14 protein-coding genes are annotated in these 19,053 nt (G+C 41.2%); 1 reads left to right on the top strand and 13 read right to left on the bottom strand.

Annotated features, from left to right (window positions below; all coding sequences use genetic code 11):
- Positions 1-91 precede the first annotated feature (91 nt).
- The 10 genes from WMO13_RS08975 to WMO13_RS08930 form a co-directional block, all read right to left on the bottom strand.
- On the bottom strand, positions 92-1,117 hold the full coding sequence (locus WMO13_RS08975; RefSeq protein WP_084331501.1) for a dipeptidase: 1,026 nt from the start codon (positions 1,115-1,117) through the stop codon (positions 92-94).
- 188 nt (positions 1,118-1,305) lie between these two features.
- Positions 1,306-2,067, bottom strand: coding sequence for an SDR family NAD(P)-dependent oxidoreductase (locus tag WMO13_RS08970; RefSeq protein WP_026879120.1), 762 nt, complete (start codon positions 2,065-2,067; stop codon positions 1,306-1,308).
- A 160-nt stretch (positions 2,068-2,227) separates the two neighbouring features.
- On the bottom strand, positions 2,228-3,109 hold the full coding sequence (gene cyoE, locus WMO13_RS08965; RefSeq protein WP_245601162.1) for a heme o synthase: 882 nt from the start codon (positions 3,107-3,109) through the stop codon (positions 2,228-2,230).
- 115 nt (positions 3,110-3,224) lie between these two features.
- Complete coding sequence (gene cyoD / locus WMO13_RS08960; protein ID WP_245601163.1) at positions 3,225-3,611, bottom strand: cytochrome o ubiquinol oxidase subunit IV; 387 nt, start codon at positions 3,609-3,611, stop codon at positions 3,225-3,227.
- On the bottom strand, positions 3,608-4,219 hold the full coding sequence (locus WMO13_RS08955; RefSeq protein WP_034855856.1) for a cytochrome (ubi)quinol oxidase subunit III: 612 nt from the start codon (positions 4,217-4,219) through the stop codon (positions 3,608-3,610). The genes cyoD and WMO13_RS08955 overlap by 4 nt, the downstream gene beginning before the upstream one ends.
- On the bottom strand, positions 4,219-6,222 hold the full coding sequence (locus WMO13_RS08950; RefSeq protein WP_026879124.1) for a cbb3-type cytochrome c oxidase subunit I: 2,004 nt from the start codon (positions 6,220-6,222) through the stop codon (positions 4,219-4,221). The genes WMO13_RS08955 and WMO13_RS08950 overlap by 1 nt, the downstream gene beginning before the upstream one ends.
- 26 nt (positions 6,223-6,248) lie before the next feature.
- Positions 6,249-7,157, bottom strand: coding sequence for a ubiquinol oxidase subunit II (gene cyoA / locus WMO13_RS08945; RefSeq protein ID WP_026879125.1), 909 nt, complete (start codon positions 7,155-7,157; stop codon positions 6,249-6,251).
- A gap of 301 nt (positions 7,158-7,458) precedes the next feature.
- Entirely contained in the window at positions 7,459-8,775 is a 1,317-nt protein-coding gene (locus WMO13_RS08940) for a c-type cytochrome (RefSeq protein WP_034855858.1), read from the bottom strand.
- 12 nt (positions 8,776-8,787) lie between these two features.
- Complete coding sequence (locus tag WMO13_RS08935) at positions 8,788-10,572, bottom strand: GMC family oxidoreductase (RefSeq protein ID WP_156923275.1); 1,785 nt, start codon at positions 10,570-10,572, stop codon at positions 8,788-8,790.
- A gap of 5 nt (positions 10,573-10,577) precedes the next feature.
- The gene (locus WMO13_RS08930; protein ID WP_026879127.1) at positions 10,578-11,276 is read right to left on the bottom strand and encodes a gluconate 2-dehydrogenase subunit 3 family protein; all 699 of its coding nucleotides are present in this window, start codon (positions 11,274-11,276) and stop codon (positions 10,578-10,580) included.
- A gap of 675 nt (positions 11,277-11,951) precedes the next feature.
- On the opposite strand from WMO13_RS08930, the gene WMO13_RS10680 reads away from it, so the two are divergent.
- A complete protein-coding gene (locus tag WMO13_RS10680; protein WP_084331502.1) occupies positions 11,952-12,203 on the top strand; it encodes a pentapeptide repeat-containing protein in 252 nt (83 codons plus the stop codon).
- Here the strand turns inward: WMO13_RS10680 and WMO13_RS08925 are convergent.
- The 3 genes from WMO13_RS08925 to WMO13_RS08915 form a co-directional block, all read right to left on the bottom strand.
- Positions 12,117-14,063, bottom strand: a complete 1,947-nt coding sequence (locus tag WMO13_RS08925) for an ABC-F family ATP-binding cassette domain-containing protein (protein WP_026879128.1) — start codon at positions 14,061-14,063, stop codon at positions 12,117-12,119. The genes WMO13_RS10680 and WMO13_RS08925 overlap by 87 nt on opposite strands.
- Positions 14,064-14,479: 416 nt before the next feature.
- Positions 14,480-15,334, bottom strand: a complete 855-nt coding sequence (gene folP, locus WMO13_RS08920; protein WP_026879129.1) for a dihydropteroate synthase — start codon at positions 15,332-15,334, stop codon at positions 14,480-14,482.
- A 406-nt stretch (positions 15,335-15,740) separates the two neighbouring features.
- A complete protein-coding gene (locus WMO13_RS08915; RefSeq protein ID WP_026879130.1) occupies positions 15,741-19,049 on the bottom strand; it encodes a peptidoglycan-binding domain-containing protein in 3,309 nt (1,102 codons plus the stop codon).
- Between the last annotated feature and the right edge of the window lie 4 nt (positions 19,050-19,053).

The following is a 19,053-nucleotide window of genomic DNA, read 5'->3' as shown; positions in this document are numbered from 1 at the left end:
GTCAGGATCTAGTAAGTGAATTAACGCTCGGTAGGCTCACAAAGTAGATATGAATCCTCTTGAATCTCTCTATAAGCTTATAAAGCCTTTTTTATTGAAAAGGCTTTATTTTTGCGCTTAGTGTGCTTAACCTTTTTTGGCAAAAATATTCAAAATTCCGATGCGTAAAATCAGCAATTTCTTCATTACTATAATGAGTCTGTAGTGATGTAATGAGATTGTGATACATAGAGGCATCTTCTAGTTGCTCAACTTTTGATTCAATGCCATCAAAGTCGGAGCCTAATCCAATATTTTTTTGCCCTCCTAATGCAACAATATGATCAATATGCCTAATAAGATCTTTAATAGTTGCTTTTCCACCTTCTTTAACAAAGGCAGGACAGAAGACAATATGAATCATGGCATCCCGCTCAATCATCGCCTTAATTTGTGCATCATCTAAATTGCGGCGGTGATCACAAATGACCTTACTATTGGAGTGGCTTGCAATAGGATATTGGGCTAACTCCATGACATCCCAAAATCCTGATGGGTGTAGGTGGGAGACATCGACAAATACTTGATGATGATTACACCATTCAACGATCTGTTTTCCAAAGCGACTTAAGCCTGCACCTCGAGCCTCAGCAACGCCATCGGCAGCGAGATTACCACTATTCCAAGTCAGCCCAATAGAACGAACCCCTAATTGATAGAGGATGGTCAATTTGTGGAGATCATTACCAATGGGATCAACACCTTCAAGTGTTAAAATTGCGCCAATCTCACCTTCTTTTAATTCGCTTAACTCAGACCATTTTCGGATGAGTTTCATTTCAGGATGTTTAGCCAACACTTCTGTATAGAAATAATGAATTTGATCTAATACTTCTTGAAATTGATTATTTGACGGCATTGATGGATAGACGAAGATGGCAAAGGCTTGAAGCTTTACATTGCCTATTTTCAATTTCTTAAAATTAATATCGAGGGATTCTCCATCGGTAAAGGAGAGCTTCCCCTTACCATCAGAGAGCTTCATTAACGCATCACAATGAAGATCAATAATGGGGAAAATTAAGGGTTCAGAATTCGTGGTTGTGTCGTATGATTCAGGTTTTATAGTCTGTGTCATGATGAATGGCTTGTAGAAGTATAAATTAGGTCAATAAAATCTCTTATTCAGGTCTCTTATCCACTCTAATATTAGATCACCAATAATTTCTCGAAAGCTTTTGTTGAGAGATTATTTTTGAGATAAAGCATACACAATTTTAAAGCATTAAAACTTCAAAGCTGCACGATCGTATTATGTGTTGTCTATTATGAAGAAGATTCAGATTGTTTCACGACTTTCAAGCCCGCAAAGGTCTGCATGGTCGGCATAATTTCAATACGATTCACATTGAGATGCTTAGGCTGTGTCGTGAGCCAGTAGAGAATATCTGCAATCTCTTTTCCGGTAACGGCATCGACATCCGCATAAACAGCTTCGGCTTTCGCATCGTCGCCTTTAAAGCGGACATTAGAAAACTCTGTTTCGCCACAAAGCCCTGGTTCTACATTAGTAACACGAATATTTTTCCCCACTAAATCAGCCCGTAAGTTAAGTGAAAAACTGGTGATAAAGGCTTTCGTTGGCCCATAGATGTTCGAGCCATAATAGGGGTAAGTGCCGGCAGTGGAGCTGACATTAATAATGTAGCCATCATTACGCTTAACCATCTGTGGAAGAATCAGGTGAGTAATATAACTTAATCCGCGAATATTCACATCGATCATCGTTTGCCAATCGGCAAAATCTGCCTCAAAAGCAGGGGACAAATTAAGTGCTAAACCCGCATTATTGATAAGGACATCGATCTGGTCAAAGGGCTCAGGGAGGTTATCAATCCCTTGTTTAATCGATGCTAAATCTTGCATATCTGCCATTAAAGGATAGAAATTATCCCCTAATTCAGCTTTTAGTGTCATTAAACGATCATGTCGGCGAGCAAGGCCAATGACGGTATGCCCATGCTGAATGAATAGACGGGATGCTTCTAGACCAAAGCCAGATGATGCGCCGGTAATTAAGATATTCATATTCTCTCCTCTCTTATTGTGGTGTCTTTTTTGTGTATTTGGCTCTTAGTAATGTATTCAAGGTAATTTTATCCTAGCACAAAATAACATCTGTTATGAAGAATTAGAGATAACGGGGAATATCAGTTTAGTAGAGAGTTATAGAATTAGTTAGAGACTCTTAGAGCCAAAAGAGCATTCCACGATCAATCATACTAAAGAAGCAGAGCGCCATAATGACCCAAAGAGAATTTAAAAATTGCTCTTTTCCCCAACCTTCTGTTGATCGGCGAATTGGAGCAATAATGCTACCAAGCCAATAAACCATAATAATAATCGCGCCCATCTGTGGAATGATGAAATAAAAAGTAGTAAAGATCAGCAATAATACTGCCACGAACATGATAAACGTATAACCGAGCATCTGTTGTTGGATTCGATTACGAGTCATAAAAAGCGGTGGCATCGGAATATTCGCTTTTTGATAATCTTCCCGGCGATAGAGCGCGATGGCATAGGAGTGAATGACTTGCCAAGAGGAGAAGATGATAAAGAGATAGAGCATGGTAAGATCAAGTTGCTCGGAGACGGCAACATACCCGACTAAAGGGGGAATAGCGCCGGAGATACTGCCAATCAAAATACTATACGATGAGTGACGTTTAAAGATAAGGGAGTAGAGTAATACATAATCAATAAAGCCAATGAGTGCCAAATTCCCGGCAATGAGATTGACCTTATAATAGAGGATCATAAATCCGCATAAGCCACTCAAAATAGCTAAAATAATGGCCTGAGAGAGTTTGATATCACCATTAATGAGCGGTCGATTTTGTGTACGAGTCATCTTTTGATCAATATCTTGATCAATAATATTGTTGATGATCGTGGCAGAAGCAATCACCAAGCTTAAGCCGAGCAGTGTCCAAAGTAGCAGTATCACATCACTTGTATGGGTTAACGATAATCCTAAACAAAACCCAGCAATTACGGGGACAAGATTTCCAAGAATAATGCCGTGTTTTATCAATTTTAAGTAAGATTGCATAATGGGTTTTGCCACAACAAGTACCGCTCCGAATGATGATCAGTGAAAGATGGGAAAATCCCCTTAAGGTATTTTTGCAAACTTTAAGGGGATTACGTAGATCCGTTACATCATATTAATGATGTATAGATTAGATCGGCAATTCTGGCATCATATTCATATGTAAGTAATACATGACCCACCCAGATCCTCCAATAACCATCAGTAGAATTACTGCAGTGAAGAGGAGTGCAGCTAAGTTCCAACCGCCATTTTCATTACGTTTAATATGTAAGAAATAGACGAGTTGTACAAAGACTTGTGTTACAGCACATACGGCTAGAATTGAAGCAATAACACCAATAGAAGCAATATGTCTGAGGTAAACCACTACCGCAAATGAGATCAGGGTTAAGATAATCGAGAACCCATAGCCGATAAGGTAATCCCAAAGCTCATGTTTATGGGCTTTAAGATCCATATCATCTCGATCTATTTTTGGCTGAAGCTCTACCTGATCGATATTATTGATACTCATAGCGATACCCCCATTAAGTAGACGATTGAGAAGATACAGATCCAGATAATATCTAGGAAATGCCAAAAGAGACTAAAGAGTTTCAGGCGGGTTCTCGTTTCAAGTGTCGAGCCTTTGAAAGCTAACTGAAACATCATGACTAACATCCAGACCATTCCAATCGATAGATGCGCGCCATGAAGGCCAACTAATGAGAAAAAGCCTGAGAGAAAACCACTACTTTGAGGCGTTGCACCGATATCAATAAAGCCAATAAACTCTTTGACCTCTAAGGTTAAGAAGATACCTCCAAAAATAAAGGTGACGATCAAGAGCCAAATAGCCCGTTTGACGTAGCCTTTTTTGAGTGCGAGCATTGCTAAGCCACAAGTTAAGCTACTGGTTAAGAGCGCAATAGTCTCGGCAAAGGCATTACCAAGGTCAAAGAGTGTTTGTGGTGTATGCCCATCCATGGTGTTACGAATGAGCACCACAAATACCGCGAAGAAAGTTCCGAAGATAATGGAATCCGCCATAATGTAGATCCAGAATCCAAAAATCTTATTATTGGCACTCTCTTCCTCTTGAAGGCGCTTGATGTCAGAGTGTTCTAATGTCGTTGTTGTCATTAGTGTTCTCCTTGTGTTAATTGATATTGTTCAACCCGTTGTAAAAAGGCTTGATCGGCTTTTTCAACCTCTTCTTTCGGGATTAATACCTCTTCATGTTCTCTAAAGCTTTCGATAATCCAGAAGATAATCGCAGCTGCTAAGAAGATAATGGCAAGCCACCAGATACTCCAGACTAAGCAGAAAGCGGTTAATCCTGCTAATATGCCGCCAGAGACAAAGCCAAGCGCGGTATGTTTTGGAACATAGATATCTTCATACTGCCGATCTTTACTATAAGCAGTACCTTGTTGCTTCTCTTCCCAGAATGTATCAATGGCATCGACTTTAGGAATCGCTGCAAAGTTATAAACAGGGGGTGGAGAAGGAATCGACCACTCGAGTGTTCGGCCATTCCAAGGATCTCCTGTCTCATCTTTGAGTGCTTCTCGTTGATGAATACTCACAAAGAGTTGAACGAGCATTGTGATAATGCCAAAGAGAATCATAATAGCGCCAAAGAGGGCAATGACTAACATCGGTCCATAACGATAATCAATATTTTGACTAATACGACGCGGCATACCATCAAAGCCTAGGATATAGAGCGGAATGAAGGCAAAGAGGAAACCAAAGAACCAGAGATAGAAGGAGGCAATTCCCCAGTTACGGTTGAGTTTAAAACCAAAGGCTTTCGGGAACCAGTAGTTATAACCGGCCATGACGCCAAAGACTACGCCGCCGATAATGGTATTATGGAAATGCGCTACAACAAACATCGTATTATGAACAGAGTAGTTCACACCAGGAATAGCGAGCATAACACCGGTCATTCCCCCTAGTACAAAGAGTACTAAGAAGCCAACGGCCCAGAGCATCGGTGGTTCCATGACAACTTCACCACGATAAATAGTAAAGAGCCAGTTAAAGACTTTCACCCCTGTCGGAATCGCGATGAGCATTGTGGTAATTCCGAAGAAGGTATTGACGCTCACACCCGCACCCATCGTGAAGAAGTGATGTAGCCATACCGTTAAGGACATAAAGAGGATGGCAATAATGGCCCAAACCAATGCTTTATAACCAAAGAGATATTTTCGACTAAAGGTGGAAACCACTTCAGAGAAGATACCAAATACAGGGAGAATCAGAATATAGACTTCAGGATGTCCCCAAGCCCAGATGAGGTTGACATACATCATCTGACTACCGCCCCCTAAGCTATTAGTAAAGATCTCAAAGCCTAAAATTCGGTCTAACCCTAAGAGTAACATTGTGGCCGTTAGAATCGGGAAAGTCGCAAGAATGAGGATTGAAGTACAGAAGCTTGCCCAAGTAAAGAGAGGCATCTGAAACATTTTCATACCCGGCGCACGAACCCGAAGAATCGTGACAAACATATTAAGCGCTGCTAGGGTTGTCCCGAGCCCTGATATCTGAATACTCCAAATATAGTAGTCAACTCCAACACTCGGGCTATAGAGGCTTTCAGAGAGTGGCGCATAGGCTACCCAACCTGTTTTAGCAAACTCACCGATTCCAAGAGAAAGGTTAATGAGAATCGCACCTGCAACCGTTAGCCAGACACTTACCGCATTCAACACAGGGAATGCCACATCTCGACGACCTAATTGTAGAGGAATCACCACGTTCATAAGGCCGATGATAAATGGCATCGCCATAAAGAAGATCATAATGACACCATGGGCAGAGAAGATCTGATCATAGTGTTCAGGTGGTAAGTAGCCGACGCGATCACCTGTTGAAGCGAGTGCCATTTGGGAGCGCATCATAATCGCATCAGAGAATCCGCGAAGTAGCATAATAATGGCCACAATAATGTAGATGATGCCGATTCGTTTATGATCTGTGGTTGTCAGCCAATTAGTCCAAAGCCATTTCCAACGCCGGGTGAAGGTGATTGTGGCGAGTACAACAAGGATAATCAGAATAATGAAACCAAATGCCGCAAGCGGAATAGGATGGCTCCATGGAATACTATCGAGAGTTAATCGTCCAAACATTTTTAGTTCCTTTTGTGAAGGGCTGTTTAGTAGGAATAATGGTGGGATTCCATCTCATGTTTCATATGCTCTTCAACCTCTTTGAGATCTAAGAATTGACTAATGACACGTAGATAGATTCCTTTATCTATAGGGTGGAAATATTGAATGGGCGCGTTAATCGGGAGTGCCGCCACCATTTCTTGATACTTCGCCCAAGTAAGCGGGTTTTGATCATTCGATTGTAACTTTGCGACCCAAGCATCAAATTGATCTTCAGGAACGGCGATCACAGGGAATTTCATATCAGAGTAACCTGCGCCACTAAAACCATAAGAGGCACCTTGAAACTCGCCTGGTTCATTCACGATAAGATGAAGCACATTTTCCATGCCAGACATCACATCTAGTTGTGTGCCTAACTGAGGAACAAAGAAAGCATTCATCACCGTTTGGGAAGTAAGGCGGAATTTGAGTGGGCGATCTACCGGTAAATAGAGCTCGTTAATGGTCGCAATTCCCTCTTCAGGATAGATAAAGAGCCATTGCCAATCCATAGAGATGACTTCAACCACTAATTCTTTCTTGTCAGATTTGATCGGCTTTTTAGGATTGAGGTCAATGGTACTCTGAATCACAATAAAGGCTAATACCGCCGTAATGACGATCGGAATCCCCCACATCCATTTTTCTAGTGTGCTAGATTCGCGCCAATTGGGTTGATATTTTGCTTTTTGATTCGATTTGCGATACCACCAAGGAAAGACGATCGCCATGATAATGCAGGGAATAATCACGATGAGCATTACCACAGCACTTGCAATTAAGAGCCACATTTCGTAGGTGGCAATCTCCCCTTTCGGGTTAAAAAGAGCGAGATCGCATCCGGAAAGAATTAAGAGGGAGAGTAGAATCAGGCTCCCTCGGCGTAGAATTTTCGTAGAGGTTTTACGCATTTTAGTTACCTATACTCGATTATCTGCATTAATTTGATAGATAATTTGTATTATCAGAAATGAAAATATAATTTATAGAATTTAAAAATAAAAAAACTAATAGGCATTATAAATGAAATAAATTAAAAGTATAAATTTTTGTAAAAAATATTATAAAAGCTCTAATGGGTGGCTATTAATATAAGTAATTCACCTCAATAGAGCTTTTAAATTTTAATAGAAAATGATTTAAAAAATGATTTATTAATTGATCGCTATCACTAGGTAGCCCTTTAAATGATTCATCCTATGCTTAAAGAGCTTATTGACTAAGTGCATCCTGCACCTCTTCTAAAGAGACTGCTTTACCTTGATTTCCCCAACTTGTACGGATAAAAGTTAAAACATCAGCAATATCTTGCGCATTAAGACGAATTCCCAATTCATCGGGCATAACATAAGTAGTGACTGCATGTTGGGTTCCTTGCAGTGTACTGCCTTGTGAGACGATATGAATGAGTGAAATAGGATTATCTGCCTGAACAGCAGGGTTACCGGCTAAGGCAGGGAATACCGCGTCATAACCTAAACCATCTGTTCTATGGCAAGCCGCGCAAGAATCTAGATAGATTGCTGCTCCTCGCTGTGAATCATTCCCACTTGCAAGGGCTTTATGAGTTGCGTCATCATACACAAAGGGGGGATTTTTAGGGTTAGCAGGCGCAAGCGATTTAAGGTAATGTGCAATAGCATTGATATCTGTTTCTGTAGCATATTGTAGAGAGTTATCCACGACTTCTCTCATGCCACCAAAGACGGCATTATGATCACTACGTCCACTCCAAAGTAGCATCTTAAGATTCTCCTGATCGATTCTACCTAAGCCTGTAAGATCATCTCCTCGCAAGTTAATGGGCATCCAACCATCGATCGGCGCATTGCTCCCTGATAGATAGAGTAAGCTGGTATCATCGTAAGCTTTTTCATTCATAGCCCAACCTCTTGGTGTATGACAGCTACCGCAGTGACCTAATCCTTGCACTAAATAAGCGCCCCGAGCGGTGGTAGCATCAGGATATTTTGAGGCATTAAAAGCTTTAACCTCAGGGCTATATAGTATACGCCAAGCGGTTAGAGGCCAGCGCATCGAGAGAGGCCACATAATGGATTCTGATTTATTAGGAATCGCTAATGGCTGTACACCATGCATAAAGTATGCATAAAGTGCTTCGACATCTTCATCATTGATAACGGCATAATCAGGGTAAGGCATCGCCGGATAGAGGGTGTCGCCATCTTTACGGATCCCATGCCGAACGGCATTATCAAAGTCCCGTAATGAGTAGTTACCAATACCATACTCAGGATCTGGCGTAATATTGGGCGCATAAATGGTTCCGATTGGAATTTCAAAAGGTACGCCTCCTGCAAAGGGTAGTTGTGGGTCACTCGTATGGCAAGAGGTACAATCTCCAAGTCGAGCAAGGTATTCCCCTTTCTGGACTAGCTCTTTCTCATTTTGTGTAGTAGGCATTAGCTGCGATGTAGTGCCACGGTAGAAACTTAAAGTCACTATAGTGATAATAATTAGAGCCACAATCACTAAAAGAATCGTATAGATAATTGATCGAATTCTCATTGTTGTATCTCCTTATTTGACTAGTGGACCTGGATTTTTAAGGTAACGATTTTTAATCTCTTGTGCTGAGAGATAGGTCATCGCCCCAATCAAACCCGTCGGATTATAGGCCATGTTTTGTGGGAATGCGCAAGCGCCATAGACGAAGAGATTAGGCACATCCCACGATTGCATATACTTATTGACAACACTATTGCTAGGGGAGTCGCCGGTAATAGCACCCCCTGTAATATGGGTTGATTGATAAACGCGAGTATCCCAATTGCCCGAGGTCGCAGATACTTGATAGGACTCTACATCATCCATTGCTTGGCAAATCTTCTCCATTTGCGCTTTCATATAGGCACCTTGACGGAATTCATTATCATGCCAATTAAAGGTCATTCTCGCTAATGGTAAGCCCCAGGCATCTTTATAGTTCGGATCAAGATCAATATAGGCATTACGATAGGACATAACAGAGCCTTCTGCACTAATTCCCATTGAACGTTGATACGCACTTTTTTTACCCTGTTTCCACCCCTTACCCCAACGTGGTGTGCCAGGAGCTGTTCCTACTTGACTGATTGGACGTCCACCAGTATTCGTGGCTGAAATATAAGCACCACCAATAAAATTCCCTTCTCTATGGTTGAAATTTAGACCATTAAAATCATCAATAACGGTGCCTGCAGCACCGGCTCCGATAAATGGGTTATTTACTGCTCCCTCTTTTAGATAGATAGATGCGCTTGTGTAATATTGATAGGCAAAGTTTTTACCGACAACACCATCTCCCGTTTGAGGGTTATATGGTTTCCCAATTTGTGAAACAAGCAACAACTTAACGTTATGCACCTGGAATGCGCAGAGTAATACCATTTCAGCGGGTTGGAAGATCAATTGACCATCGGCATCTACATACGTCACGCCTGTGGCTTTTTTGCCAGAATTATCGGTATTAACCTGGATTACTTCACTTTGAGTCCTAAACTCAAAGTTAGGCATAGGGATTAAGGCAGGAAGAATACAAGCTTGAGGGCTTGCTTTAGAATACATATAGCAACCAAAATCCTCACAGTAACCACAGTAATTACAAGGCCCTAATCGGACACCATAAGGATTAGTGTAAGGCTTTGAAGCGTTGGACGCCGGTAATGGAAATGGATGTAGCCCTAATTTTTCAGCGGCTTGCTTGAAAAGCGAGCCACCATAAAGTGTTTTAAGCGGGGGATTGGGGTAATTACCACTTCGTGGCGCCTCAAAAGGATTGCCGCCCTGGATGATTTTCCCCTTAATATTCCCTGCTTGTCCAGATGTTCCGCAGACATCTTCAAACATTGTGAAATGAGGCTCGAGCTCCTCATAGGTGAAGGGATAATCTTGAATTGTCATCTCATCTGGAATGAAGTCAGCGCCATATTTCTCGCTATACATTGTACGAATTTTAAGATCTTCCCTTAATGCCCGCCAAGTCATTCCATTCCAATGAAACCCGCATCCTCCTACGCCTGTCCCTAAATAGAAAGAACCAAGCTCTCTGTAAGGAACGGCAGTTTCACCGATTTTATAGCGAATGGTAACGGTGTTATTTTTCATTCGTTGGAAGAGCTTAAAGCGCTTCACATAAGCTAATTCATCAGCCACGCTAGGATAAGGTGCTGCTTCAGATGTGGGCCGATGTTCTCCTCGCTCAAGTGCTACAACCTCTAAGCCTGCGTCGGCAAGCTCTTTAGACATAATAGCGCCTGTCCAACCAAGGCCGACGACAACCACATCTTTTTTAGGCATAATTTTATCAGGTGTTCTATTTAACATATTCATTAACCTCGTTTACCAGCAATATCAACAGGACCATAGGGGTAGGGTTCGCCGGGTTTATCGACAAAATCCATAAAATCAGCACGAGCCCCAGGGAAGCCCACGAGTTTCCAGCCAATCATCTCTTTGTTACCCCCATATTTAGGGTCAGAAAGGAAACCTTCTTGGGTATTTTTCCAGAGAAGGTTAAAGAATGTTGCGGAAGAGGAGATACCCTCTAATGGGATTTTACCGGCCTCCATACTCTCCATTACTGCGATTTGTGTCTCGCTTGGGAGCTCATGGAATTTTTTCTGATATTTCTGCGATATATATTGCTCAATTTGGGCAATAGCATGTCGGTAAAGCTCATTTGGTGGGTATTGTTCTTGATAACCTAAAGTGGGTGCTGAATGGATATAGTAAGGGGGATGCATATAGAAGAGTTCCCCTTTACCAAATTCGGTCATCATTTGCCGATCAATGAACTCCGGAACGCCAGCGGCGGTTGCACCACCGCCGAGTTCATCTTCAGGGATAAGTTGATCTGTAATAGCCACAATAAATTGCCATTCTTCAGGAGTGAAATATTGGGGTTGATAACCCTCTCCTTTAGATTGGGTTTTGTCGGCGAGAGCCATTGACGGTAATAGGCAGACGGAGGATGTTGCCACTGCCGCTGTCTGTATGAATTTACGGCGCGTAGGGTCGTAACGTTTCATGGAAAATTCTCCCTATAAATGATCGAATTAATGACGTAGATAACGATATTTGATGAATTAATAGAAATATATAATTCATTATTAATACAAATATAGCATTAATATATAAATATTTTTATAGAATTGTAAATATGATTATTAAAGAGAGATCGATAATTTTAAAAGGGAGTTTAGGAGACAGAGGTGAAGAGAAGAGGTGAAATAGATGATAGTTTGTTATAGATAACTATTGATTACAATAAGTTATAAGGAGATTAATCTGTTTTAGTTTAATTGCTTTGAAGATAATATTATTTTTGTTGAAAACAATGTGCTATTGATGAAAATAATCATTTTCGAAAAATGATAAAGGTGATCTATATCAAGTTCATAGGTTATTTTAAAACTCTAAGTTTATGGGGTCACTTCAATATAATAGTAGACCATTGGTTTATATAGTAAATTGGGTTTAAGAAAAGTGGTGTGTAAGCAGGTAATATGGAACGTTAAATAGAACAGGAAACCCTACTAAAGAACACTTGCAAGATGCCGGATAGGAATAGCTTCCTCGCTTTGATCAGCCGATGTACCGGCATTTAAATGAGCTTATTTTGAACCGATCTTACTATAAATAGGAATTCTGATTAAAATAGAATTTACAAAATATAGAGTCTGCAAAATACAAGCCCCTTATAAATTATAAGGAGCGCCATTCGTCTGTATTATGATCGGATTAAAAGTGATCCGTTTAAGCGTGATCTAATTAAGAGTAATCTAATTAAGAGTAATCTAATTAAGAGTAATCTAATTAAGAGTAATCTAATTAAGAGTAATCTAATTAAGAGTAATCTAATGAACGCATTACTGTGCCAATTGTTCTGTGAGTGCTTCGACTCTTTCAGAATCGATAATCCATTGCTCTTCTGTCGCTTCGAGTTTCTCTTCTAATTGCAGTTTCTCTTCATTGAGCTTTTGGATCTCATCGGGGCTTTTACTATCGTATGTTGTGGGATCCCCTAAGATTTGGTCAATCTTCTCAATATCTGTGGTGAGCTTTGCGATATTTTTCTCTGCCTGTTCAGCATTTTTCGTTAAACGGCGTAACTCTGCTTGTAGCTCTTTCCGGGTTTCCCGATCGAGTTGTACCACTTCTTTCGGTGTTTCGATAATGGGTTCGGGTTCTTTCTCAATACGATCCCCTTTCTTATTTTGGCGCTCTTCTCGTTGGATTTGTCGATTTTGTTCAATCAAATATTGTCGATAATCGTTAAGATCCCCTTTAAATTCTTTCAAGGTTTTATGAGCGACTAAAATAAATTGATCACAGCAGAGCTCAAGAAGTGACGCATCATGGGATACCATTAAAACGCCGCCCTCAAAAGATTGTAGCGCCATCGCAATCGCTTCACGCATCTCAATATCTAAATGGTTCGTAGGTTCATCGAGTAGTAGCAGATTGGGTTTTTGAAAGACAATCATCGCCAATGCTAAACGGGCTTTTTCACCCCCTGAGAAAGGGGCGATCTTCTCAATCACTTTGTCGCCATGAAAACCAAAAGAACCTAAGAAATTACGGGCTTCTTGAGTAGAGAGCGTGCTATCTAATTGGGTCAAATGCCAAATAGCATCAGCATCAAGATTGAGATATTCCACCTGATGCTGTGAAAAATAACCAACTCTAAGATGCTCTGAAGCGATAATTTGCCCGGCAGTGGGCTTATTCTCGCCGGCAATGAGTTTTATCAGGGTGGATTTCCCCTCGCCATTGCGTCCTAAAACCCCTAAACGAGTTTCGGGGGTAATCGTCAGATCGATAGTTTCGAGAATATTGTGAATTCCATCATAACTAAAGCTTACTTCATCGAGGCGAATAAGCGGATCGGGTAAGCGATCGGGTGTTTGGAAATTAAAGGTAAACTCATTTTCTGCCATAACGGGTGCAATATCTTCAAGTTTTTCCAATGCTTTCACACGACTTTGAGCTTGTTTCGCTTTTGTCGCTTTGGCACTAAAACGATCGACGAATTTTTGTAAGTGTGCTTTCGTGCGCTCGTTTTTCTCAAATTGGGCTTGTTGATGTGCTAATTTTTCTGCTTTTAAGCGTAGGAATCCGGTATAGTTTCCGGTATAAACGGTGGCTTTCTGCTGATAGAGATGAATGATATGGGTACAGATATTATCGAGGAAATCACGGTCATGGGAGATCACGATCAAGATTCCTTGATACTGTTTGAGCCAATCTTCGACCCAAACAACGGTTTCAAAGTCCAAATGGTTGGTCGGTTCATCGAGTAGAAGAATGTCAGAGCGACACATTAAGGCTTTACCGATATTAAGGCGCATCCGCCACCCCCCGGAAAATGCTTTCACCTTTTTATGGTAATCTTCCTGCTTAAAGCCTAAACCTGCTAAGAGTTGATAAGCGCGGCTATCAGCCCGATAACCATCGATCTGCGCTAAACGTTGATGAATTTCACTGATCTTCATGCCATCTTCGGCGATGAGCGCTTCTTCCTCTTCCGCACGAAGCGCCACCAATTCGGCATCGCCACTTAAAATATACTCAAAAGCGGTCAACTCGGTATTAGTAACTTCTTGCGCCACTTCAGCCATGACCGCAGATTTAGGAATTTGAATATCCCCTTTATCGGGCTCTAATCGACCTAAAATTGTATTAAAGAGCGTTGTTTTGCCGGTACCATTTTTGCCCACTAATCCAACCCGCATTTTAGGGGTCACGGAGAAGCTAAATCCATCAATGAGGACATTGGCATTCATTCGAACGGTTAAACCTTGAAATTCAATCATAATTATCTGCTTTGACTCGAAGAAGTGAAACACGCCGATGACGTGTTCGATTTGTAATAAGGGGAATATTATACCGAAAAAGTGACATCAATATGGGAATAGGATAGAAATTAATTGCTACATTTTAACTAGGGCAAGATTCTATTTATCACTAAAATCTTGTATTCGCGTTTTGTACTATAGTAAATTTGGTTTAAGAAGAATGGTTTTTAGCTGTCAGTATCGGATTTTCAAAAGAATATAAAACCTTATTAAACAACACTTGCAAGATGCCGGATAGAACAGCTTCCTTATTTCTAACAACCGATGCACCGGCATTTAAATAAGCTTATTTTGAACCGATCTTACTATAGATTCTCATCGTAAATACTCATTGTAATGAGCCCTTTTAAGTCCGAGGACTATCGCAATGAAGATTATCGAGTGGGAATCTGTGCACTTTGCATTGCTTGCCACATTAAGAACGCTTCTTTAGTGGCTTTCACATCGTGAACCCGTAGAATTTTTGCCCCTTTCTCAATAGACCAAAGAGCAATGGCAAGATTGCCGGCAAGACGCTCTTTCGCTTCTGTCACGCCGGTAATGGTACCGATAAAACGTTTGCGGGATACACCTACAAGATAAGGGTAGGGCGATTGGGTCAGTTCCCCTAATTGATGAAGTAGTTGCAGTTGCTCTTCCGGCGACTTATCAAATCCAAAGCCAGGATCAAGGATAATGCGTTTGGGCGAGATATCGTGTTGTAGGCAAAGGTCGATTCGTTCAGCTAAGCGTTTTTTGACCGAGCGTGTTACGCCCCCTTCAGCTTCATAATTGCCGGTAATATGCATCTTCGTGTGATCCCCTAACATATGCATCAAAATCACCGCAACGTCTGATTGCTGAATATACGCTATCGAGTTAGGATCGCTCAGTGCCGTAACATCGTTGATAATATCAACGCCCTCATCGATCATTACTCTCATTGTCTCGGCGCGAAACGTATCGATAGAGAGCGGGATTGAGAGAGATTGCTTGAGCTTACGAATGATCGGCAATAAACGTTTAATCTCTTCAGTACTGCTAATCGGGCTTGCTTTAGGATTGGTGGATTCAGCACCAATATCGAGAATATCCGCGCCTTCCTCAATCATCTCGTAAGCACGCGTTAAGGCTCGTTCAGGGTCGTAATAATCGCCACCATCTGAAAAAGAGTTCGGCGTTAAGTTTAAAATACCCATAATTTTGGGTTCATTTAAATTGAGTGTTTGGCGGTTAAATTCAATATGCATCGTGAATCATTCCTTTTAATCTTGTTTTATTTATTAAAATCTTACTAAATAACGCTTGCAAGATGCCGGATAGAACAGCCTCCTTACTTCTTGCAACCGATGCGCCGGCATTTATAGTAAATTGGGTTTAAGAAAAATGTTTTTAAACAGTTATTGTGGGGTTTTAAAAGAAGATAAAACCGTACTAAACAACACTTGCAAGATGCCGGAAAGAACAACTTTCTTACTTCTTACAGCCGATGCACCGGCATTTGAATAAGCTTCTTTTGAACCGATATTACTATATTAAATAAGCTTATTTTAAGTCGATCTTACTATATAACAATTCAGCCTCTTCAATTCGAGATTAAAGAGGCTGATATTAAAATGACGGTTCAAATGGATAAGAACTCAATAATCGAGAGCACTATTTACAGTTCATTGATAGTACCCGACCATTTTTGTAGAGGACACGACAGCTAGAGCCATTACGTTTACCTGTACACCAATCGGCAGCCATTGTAATATTTTTCACTTTACAGCCTACGATATTATTTCCATTTTTGATTACTTGCAGTGGACCATTGACTGTGCGAGTTGGTGCTGCAGTTAAGATGCCTTCCTTCTGTAAACCTTTTTGTAAGCGGGGTGCAGTACCTGTTTTACGTGGTGTAGAAGTGCTACTTGAAGCGGTAGAGCTACTACTTTTACTGCTTAAACGTTTTTCAACAGCTTGTTTCAGATCCATTAAGATTGTCGCGGTGACGATATCTGATTTTGCTTTACGCTGACTTGTTAAGAACGCATTGAGCTGTTTCTTAGAGTTTGCACCAAAGATACCATCGGGTTTAATCGGATAGCCTAATTGTTGTAGGTAAGCCTGCGCTTGTTTAGGCGCATTTTTCTTGAAAGATTCAATGAGTGCACTATCGATCTGGCTCCCTTTTTTCAGACCTTGTTGTGAACGGTAAGTGGCAATCGCTTTCTCGGTTGAGGGACCCATTTTGCCATCAACTTTACTATTGAGAACACCGAATCCCACAAGATAAGCTTGCGTATCTTTGAGTTCTTGCTCTTGCTCACGTGCCTTAATCTCTTTCTCGTAATAATCCTTAGCAAAGCGACTATTTTGCTCTTCATCAATTAGAATCAGATAGGCCGGAAGATCAAGATTATTATCGACTTTATAACCGTAACGATTTTTTAAGATCCCAATGGCGCGGCGAGTTTTTGGGCCGAGTGTACCGGTGGGATTATCTTTCATATAATCGGTACGTTGTAGATAACGTTGGAATTTATTGATATTTTCCTCTTCCAATTTTGCTTCCGTTTTCTTATCAAGCTTACCTGTTTGTGGCAGATTAAACGCTTTTTGGAAAGCGGTAATGGCACGAGTTGTTGCAGGCCCCGTTAACCCATCAACATCACCGGTTAAGAAGCCAAGATAGGCGAGTTTAAGTTGGAGTAGTGCCGTATCCTCTTTACTCTTAGGATGGGAAAGGTCAAATTTTTGCACATTCGTACGAAGGAGCTCTTCCTCTTTCTTGCTATCTGTTTTGAGTGTTTGATCTTCTTCTGCTGAAACGGGAGATGTACCATCATCCGTCACATCTTCCGGAGAATCTGTAGGGATTTTTGCATCCGTTACTGCATTATTGAGCCCCTCATTAAAGAGCGTTAAGAGCAAGGCGGAGGTTAAACGACCGACTTCTTCCGTATCATTCGCTTTTTCATAAGCGATAATGGCATTACGTGTACCGGTGCCTGTAATCCCATCGATAGCGCCATCATAGAGACCATCTTCTTTGAGTTTATATTGGACAAAGCGATACATTAATTGGCGAAGCGGTGTCTGCCAACGTGGGAGGATCTGGCCTGTTTCGGGTTGCCCTAATTCTTTCTCAAGGGTGCGGATTGCATCTCGTGTCGCAGGGCCATTCGCACCATCGAGTGGACCATCATAGATCCCTAAGAGATAGAGAGAAATTTGGGTAAAGAAGATCTCGGAGCTTTTCGCTTTAATAAGAAGATCATCGACCTGTGTGCGGTTAAGATCAAAGAGCTGAATTGGGGCTTCAAGATCGATAATTTTTTGTAGCTGTTTGAGTTTATCTTTCGCTTCTTGCGGATCAACTTGCAGTGTTTCAGCGACAAATTCAACATCATCAATATCCGCCTCATCAAGGGCTGCTTCATCCTCTTCACTCACTGTCTCCTCATCCTCATCGCTATCGGGTGGGAGAATAATTCGCTTCGAGGGTTCTTGTGTTTCGACCGTTGTTTGGGGTGTGCCTGCAACATTCTCGATGGTTTTTTGTACTATCGGTGTAAAGAGTAATAGTTCATTGCTATTATCGAGCGCACTTTCTGTTTCAATCACTTCTGCGACAGTAATTTCAGTGTTATTCGCTTCCGTTTTATTCTCTTCAGCTTTGCTCTCTTTCGGTTCGCTTACTTCTGGCGCAGTGCTTTCCGCAATCGTCGTGGCAGTCGCAGTTGTTGCTACAGGTTCCGTGCTATTTTCTGCTGTATCTGCAGCGGCTTTCATTGTTTGAGTGATTGTTTTGACCGCAATCTCTTTGGGTAAAAACTGGCTATTAAAGAGATGGAAGAGCAGATTCGGAGAGAGTGTGCCGGTTTCAGGGATTTGAATACTCTTCTCATAAGCCTTGATGGCATTGCGTGTTGCTGTGCCATTACGACCATCAATATCCCCCTCATAGAGACCTAATAATTGAAGTTGTTTCTGTGCTTCTTTACGTACAATAGTTTCAAGGGGGACCTCCCATTTGACATTAGGAACCCCATCTGCAGGCGTATAGTTGATTGATTTTTGGAAATGAATAATGGCGCTACGAGTATTACCCCCTGCTTGACCATCAATGACTAAAGGTTCAGGGAAGAAGCCTGCAACTTTAAGCCACGTTTGTAGGGTTAATGTTTTAGCAGAGCGAGCCGAGCTAATGAGCTTTTGAATCTCATTTTCAGAGAGGTCAAAGAGCGAAATGAGCGGATTACTGATCTCTGTAGCACTGACTGTTTCGGTTCTATTGGTCGTTGGGGTCTTATTGAGATAGCTCAAATCAAGCATCAACTCATAAGGATTCTCTTCTGTTTTTTGTGGCGTAATTTTAAAGATGACTTTATTATTCGTCGCCGGCAATAGCGTATCTAGGGTAATCAAATCTGCAACATTGACATTCGCCGGGAGTTTTTCCCGTAGTTTTTTCACAAGTGCTGCTTGTAACTCAATATCCGAGAGATTAGGATTCTCTTTGTTGACTTCATCAAGGAGTGTATTAATCGCACGCTGTTCAAGATCGATAAACCACTCTGGTACAATATCGGCAATGATGGGGAGATTATTTTTCTTTTGATAATCAACAATATGTGCTTTAAAGGCTTCACTCATCTTGCCATCTAAGTTATCAATAGGATAGTCAAGTAGATAGAGCCACACTTGTGCCCGTTGAATCACTTCGGGCGTTACGCCTGTTGCGATATTTTGGGTTTCTAACCACTTTTTGAGCGCTTCATTTTGTTTCGGCTTAGTATAATCATAGAGCGTAAAGCCGTAGATATCTTTGAAGTAGAGAACATTATCATCCTGATATTCTGTAAGAGAACCCACCTTGGGATCTTGACTATCTTTGAGAAGGTCAATCAAACTGTTGGCAAACGTGGGGGACAGCAGCAGCAATGATGATAGTGCTACGTTCAATACAGCTTTACGCATAATA

This window comes from Ignatzschineria larvae DSM 13226 (genome assembly GCF_038500265.1).
In the GTDB taxonomy this organism is placed as follows: Bacteria; Pseudomonadota; Gammaproteobacteria; order Cardiobacteriales; family Wohlfahrtiimonadaceae; genus Ignatzschineria; species Ignatzschineria larvae.
This window is presented reverse-complemented; position numbering and strand designations above follow the sequence as displayed.

What these genes read in the sequence shown, in the direction of transcription:
- WMO13_RS08975 (WP_084331501.1), bottom strand. Translation starts at nt 1,117, where the DNA reads ATGACACAGACTATAAAACCTGAATCATACGACACAACCACGAATTCT.
- WMO13_RS08970 (WP_026879120.1), bottom strand. Translation starts at nt 2,067, where the DNA reads ATGAATATCTTAATTACCGGCGCATCATCTGGCTTTGGTCTAGAAGCA.
- cyoD (WP_245601163.1), bottom strand. Translation starts at nt 3,611, where the DNA reads ATGAGTATCAATAATATCGATCAGGTAGAGCTTCAGCCAAAAATAGAT.
- WMO13_RS08955 (WP_034855856.1), bottom strand. Translation starts at nt 4,219, where the DNA reads ATGACAACAACGACATTAGAACACTCTGACATCAAGCGCCTTCAAGAG.
- WMO13_RS08950 (WP_026879124.1), bottom strand. Translation starts at nt 6,222, where the DNA reads ATGTTTGGACGATTAACTCTCGATAGTATTCCATGGAGCCATCCTATT.
- cyoA (WP_026879125.1), bottom strand. Translation starts at nt 7,157, where the DNA reads ATGCGTAAAACCTCTACGAAAATTCTACGCCGAGGGAGCCTGATTCTA.
- WMO13_RS08940 (WP_034855858.1), bottom strand. Translation starts at nt 8,775, where the DNA reads ATGAGAATTCGATCAATTATCTATACGATTCTTTTAGTGATTGTGGCT.
- WMO13_RS08935 (WP_156923275.1), bottom strand. Translation starts at nt 10,572, where the DNA reads ATGTTAAATAGAACACCTGATAAAATTATGCCTAAAAAAGATGTGGTT.
- WMO13_RS08930 (WP_026879127.1), bottom strand. Translation starts at nt 11,276, where the DNA reads ATGAAACGTTACGACCCTACGCGCCGTAAATTCATACAGACAGCGGCA.
- WMO13_RS08925 (WP_026879128.1), bottom strand. Translation starts at nt 14,063, where the DNA reads ATGATTGAATTTCAAGGTTTAACCGTTCGAATGAATGCCAATGTCCTC.
- folP (WP_026879129.1), bottom strand. Translation starts at nt 15,334, where the DNA reads ATGCATATTGAATTTAACCGCCAAACACTCAATTTAAATGAACCCAAA.
- WMO13_RS08915 (WP_026879130.1), bottom strand. Translation starts at nt 19,049, where the DNA reads ATGCGTAAAGCTGTATTGAACGTAGCACTATCATCATTGCTGCTGCTG.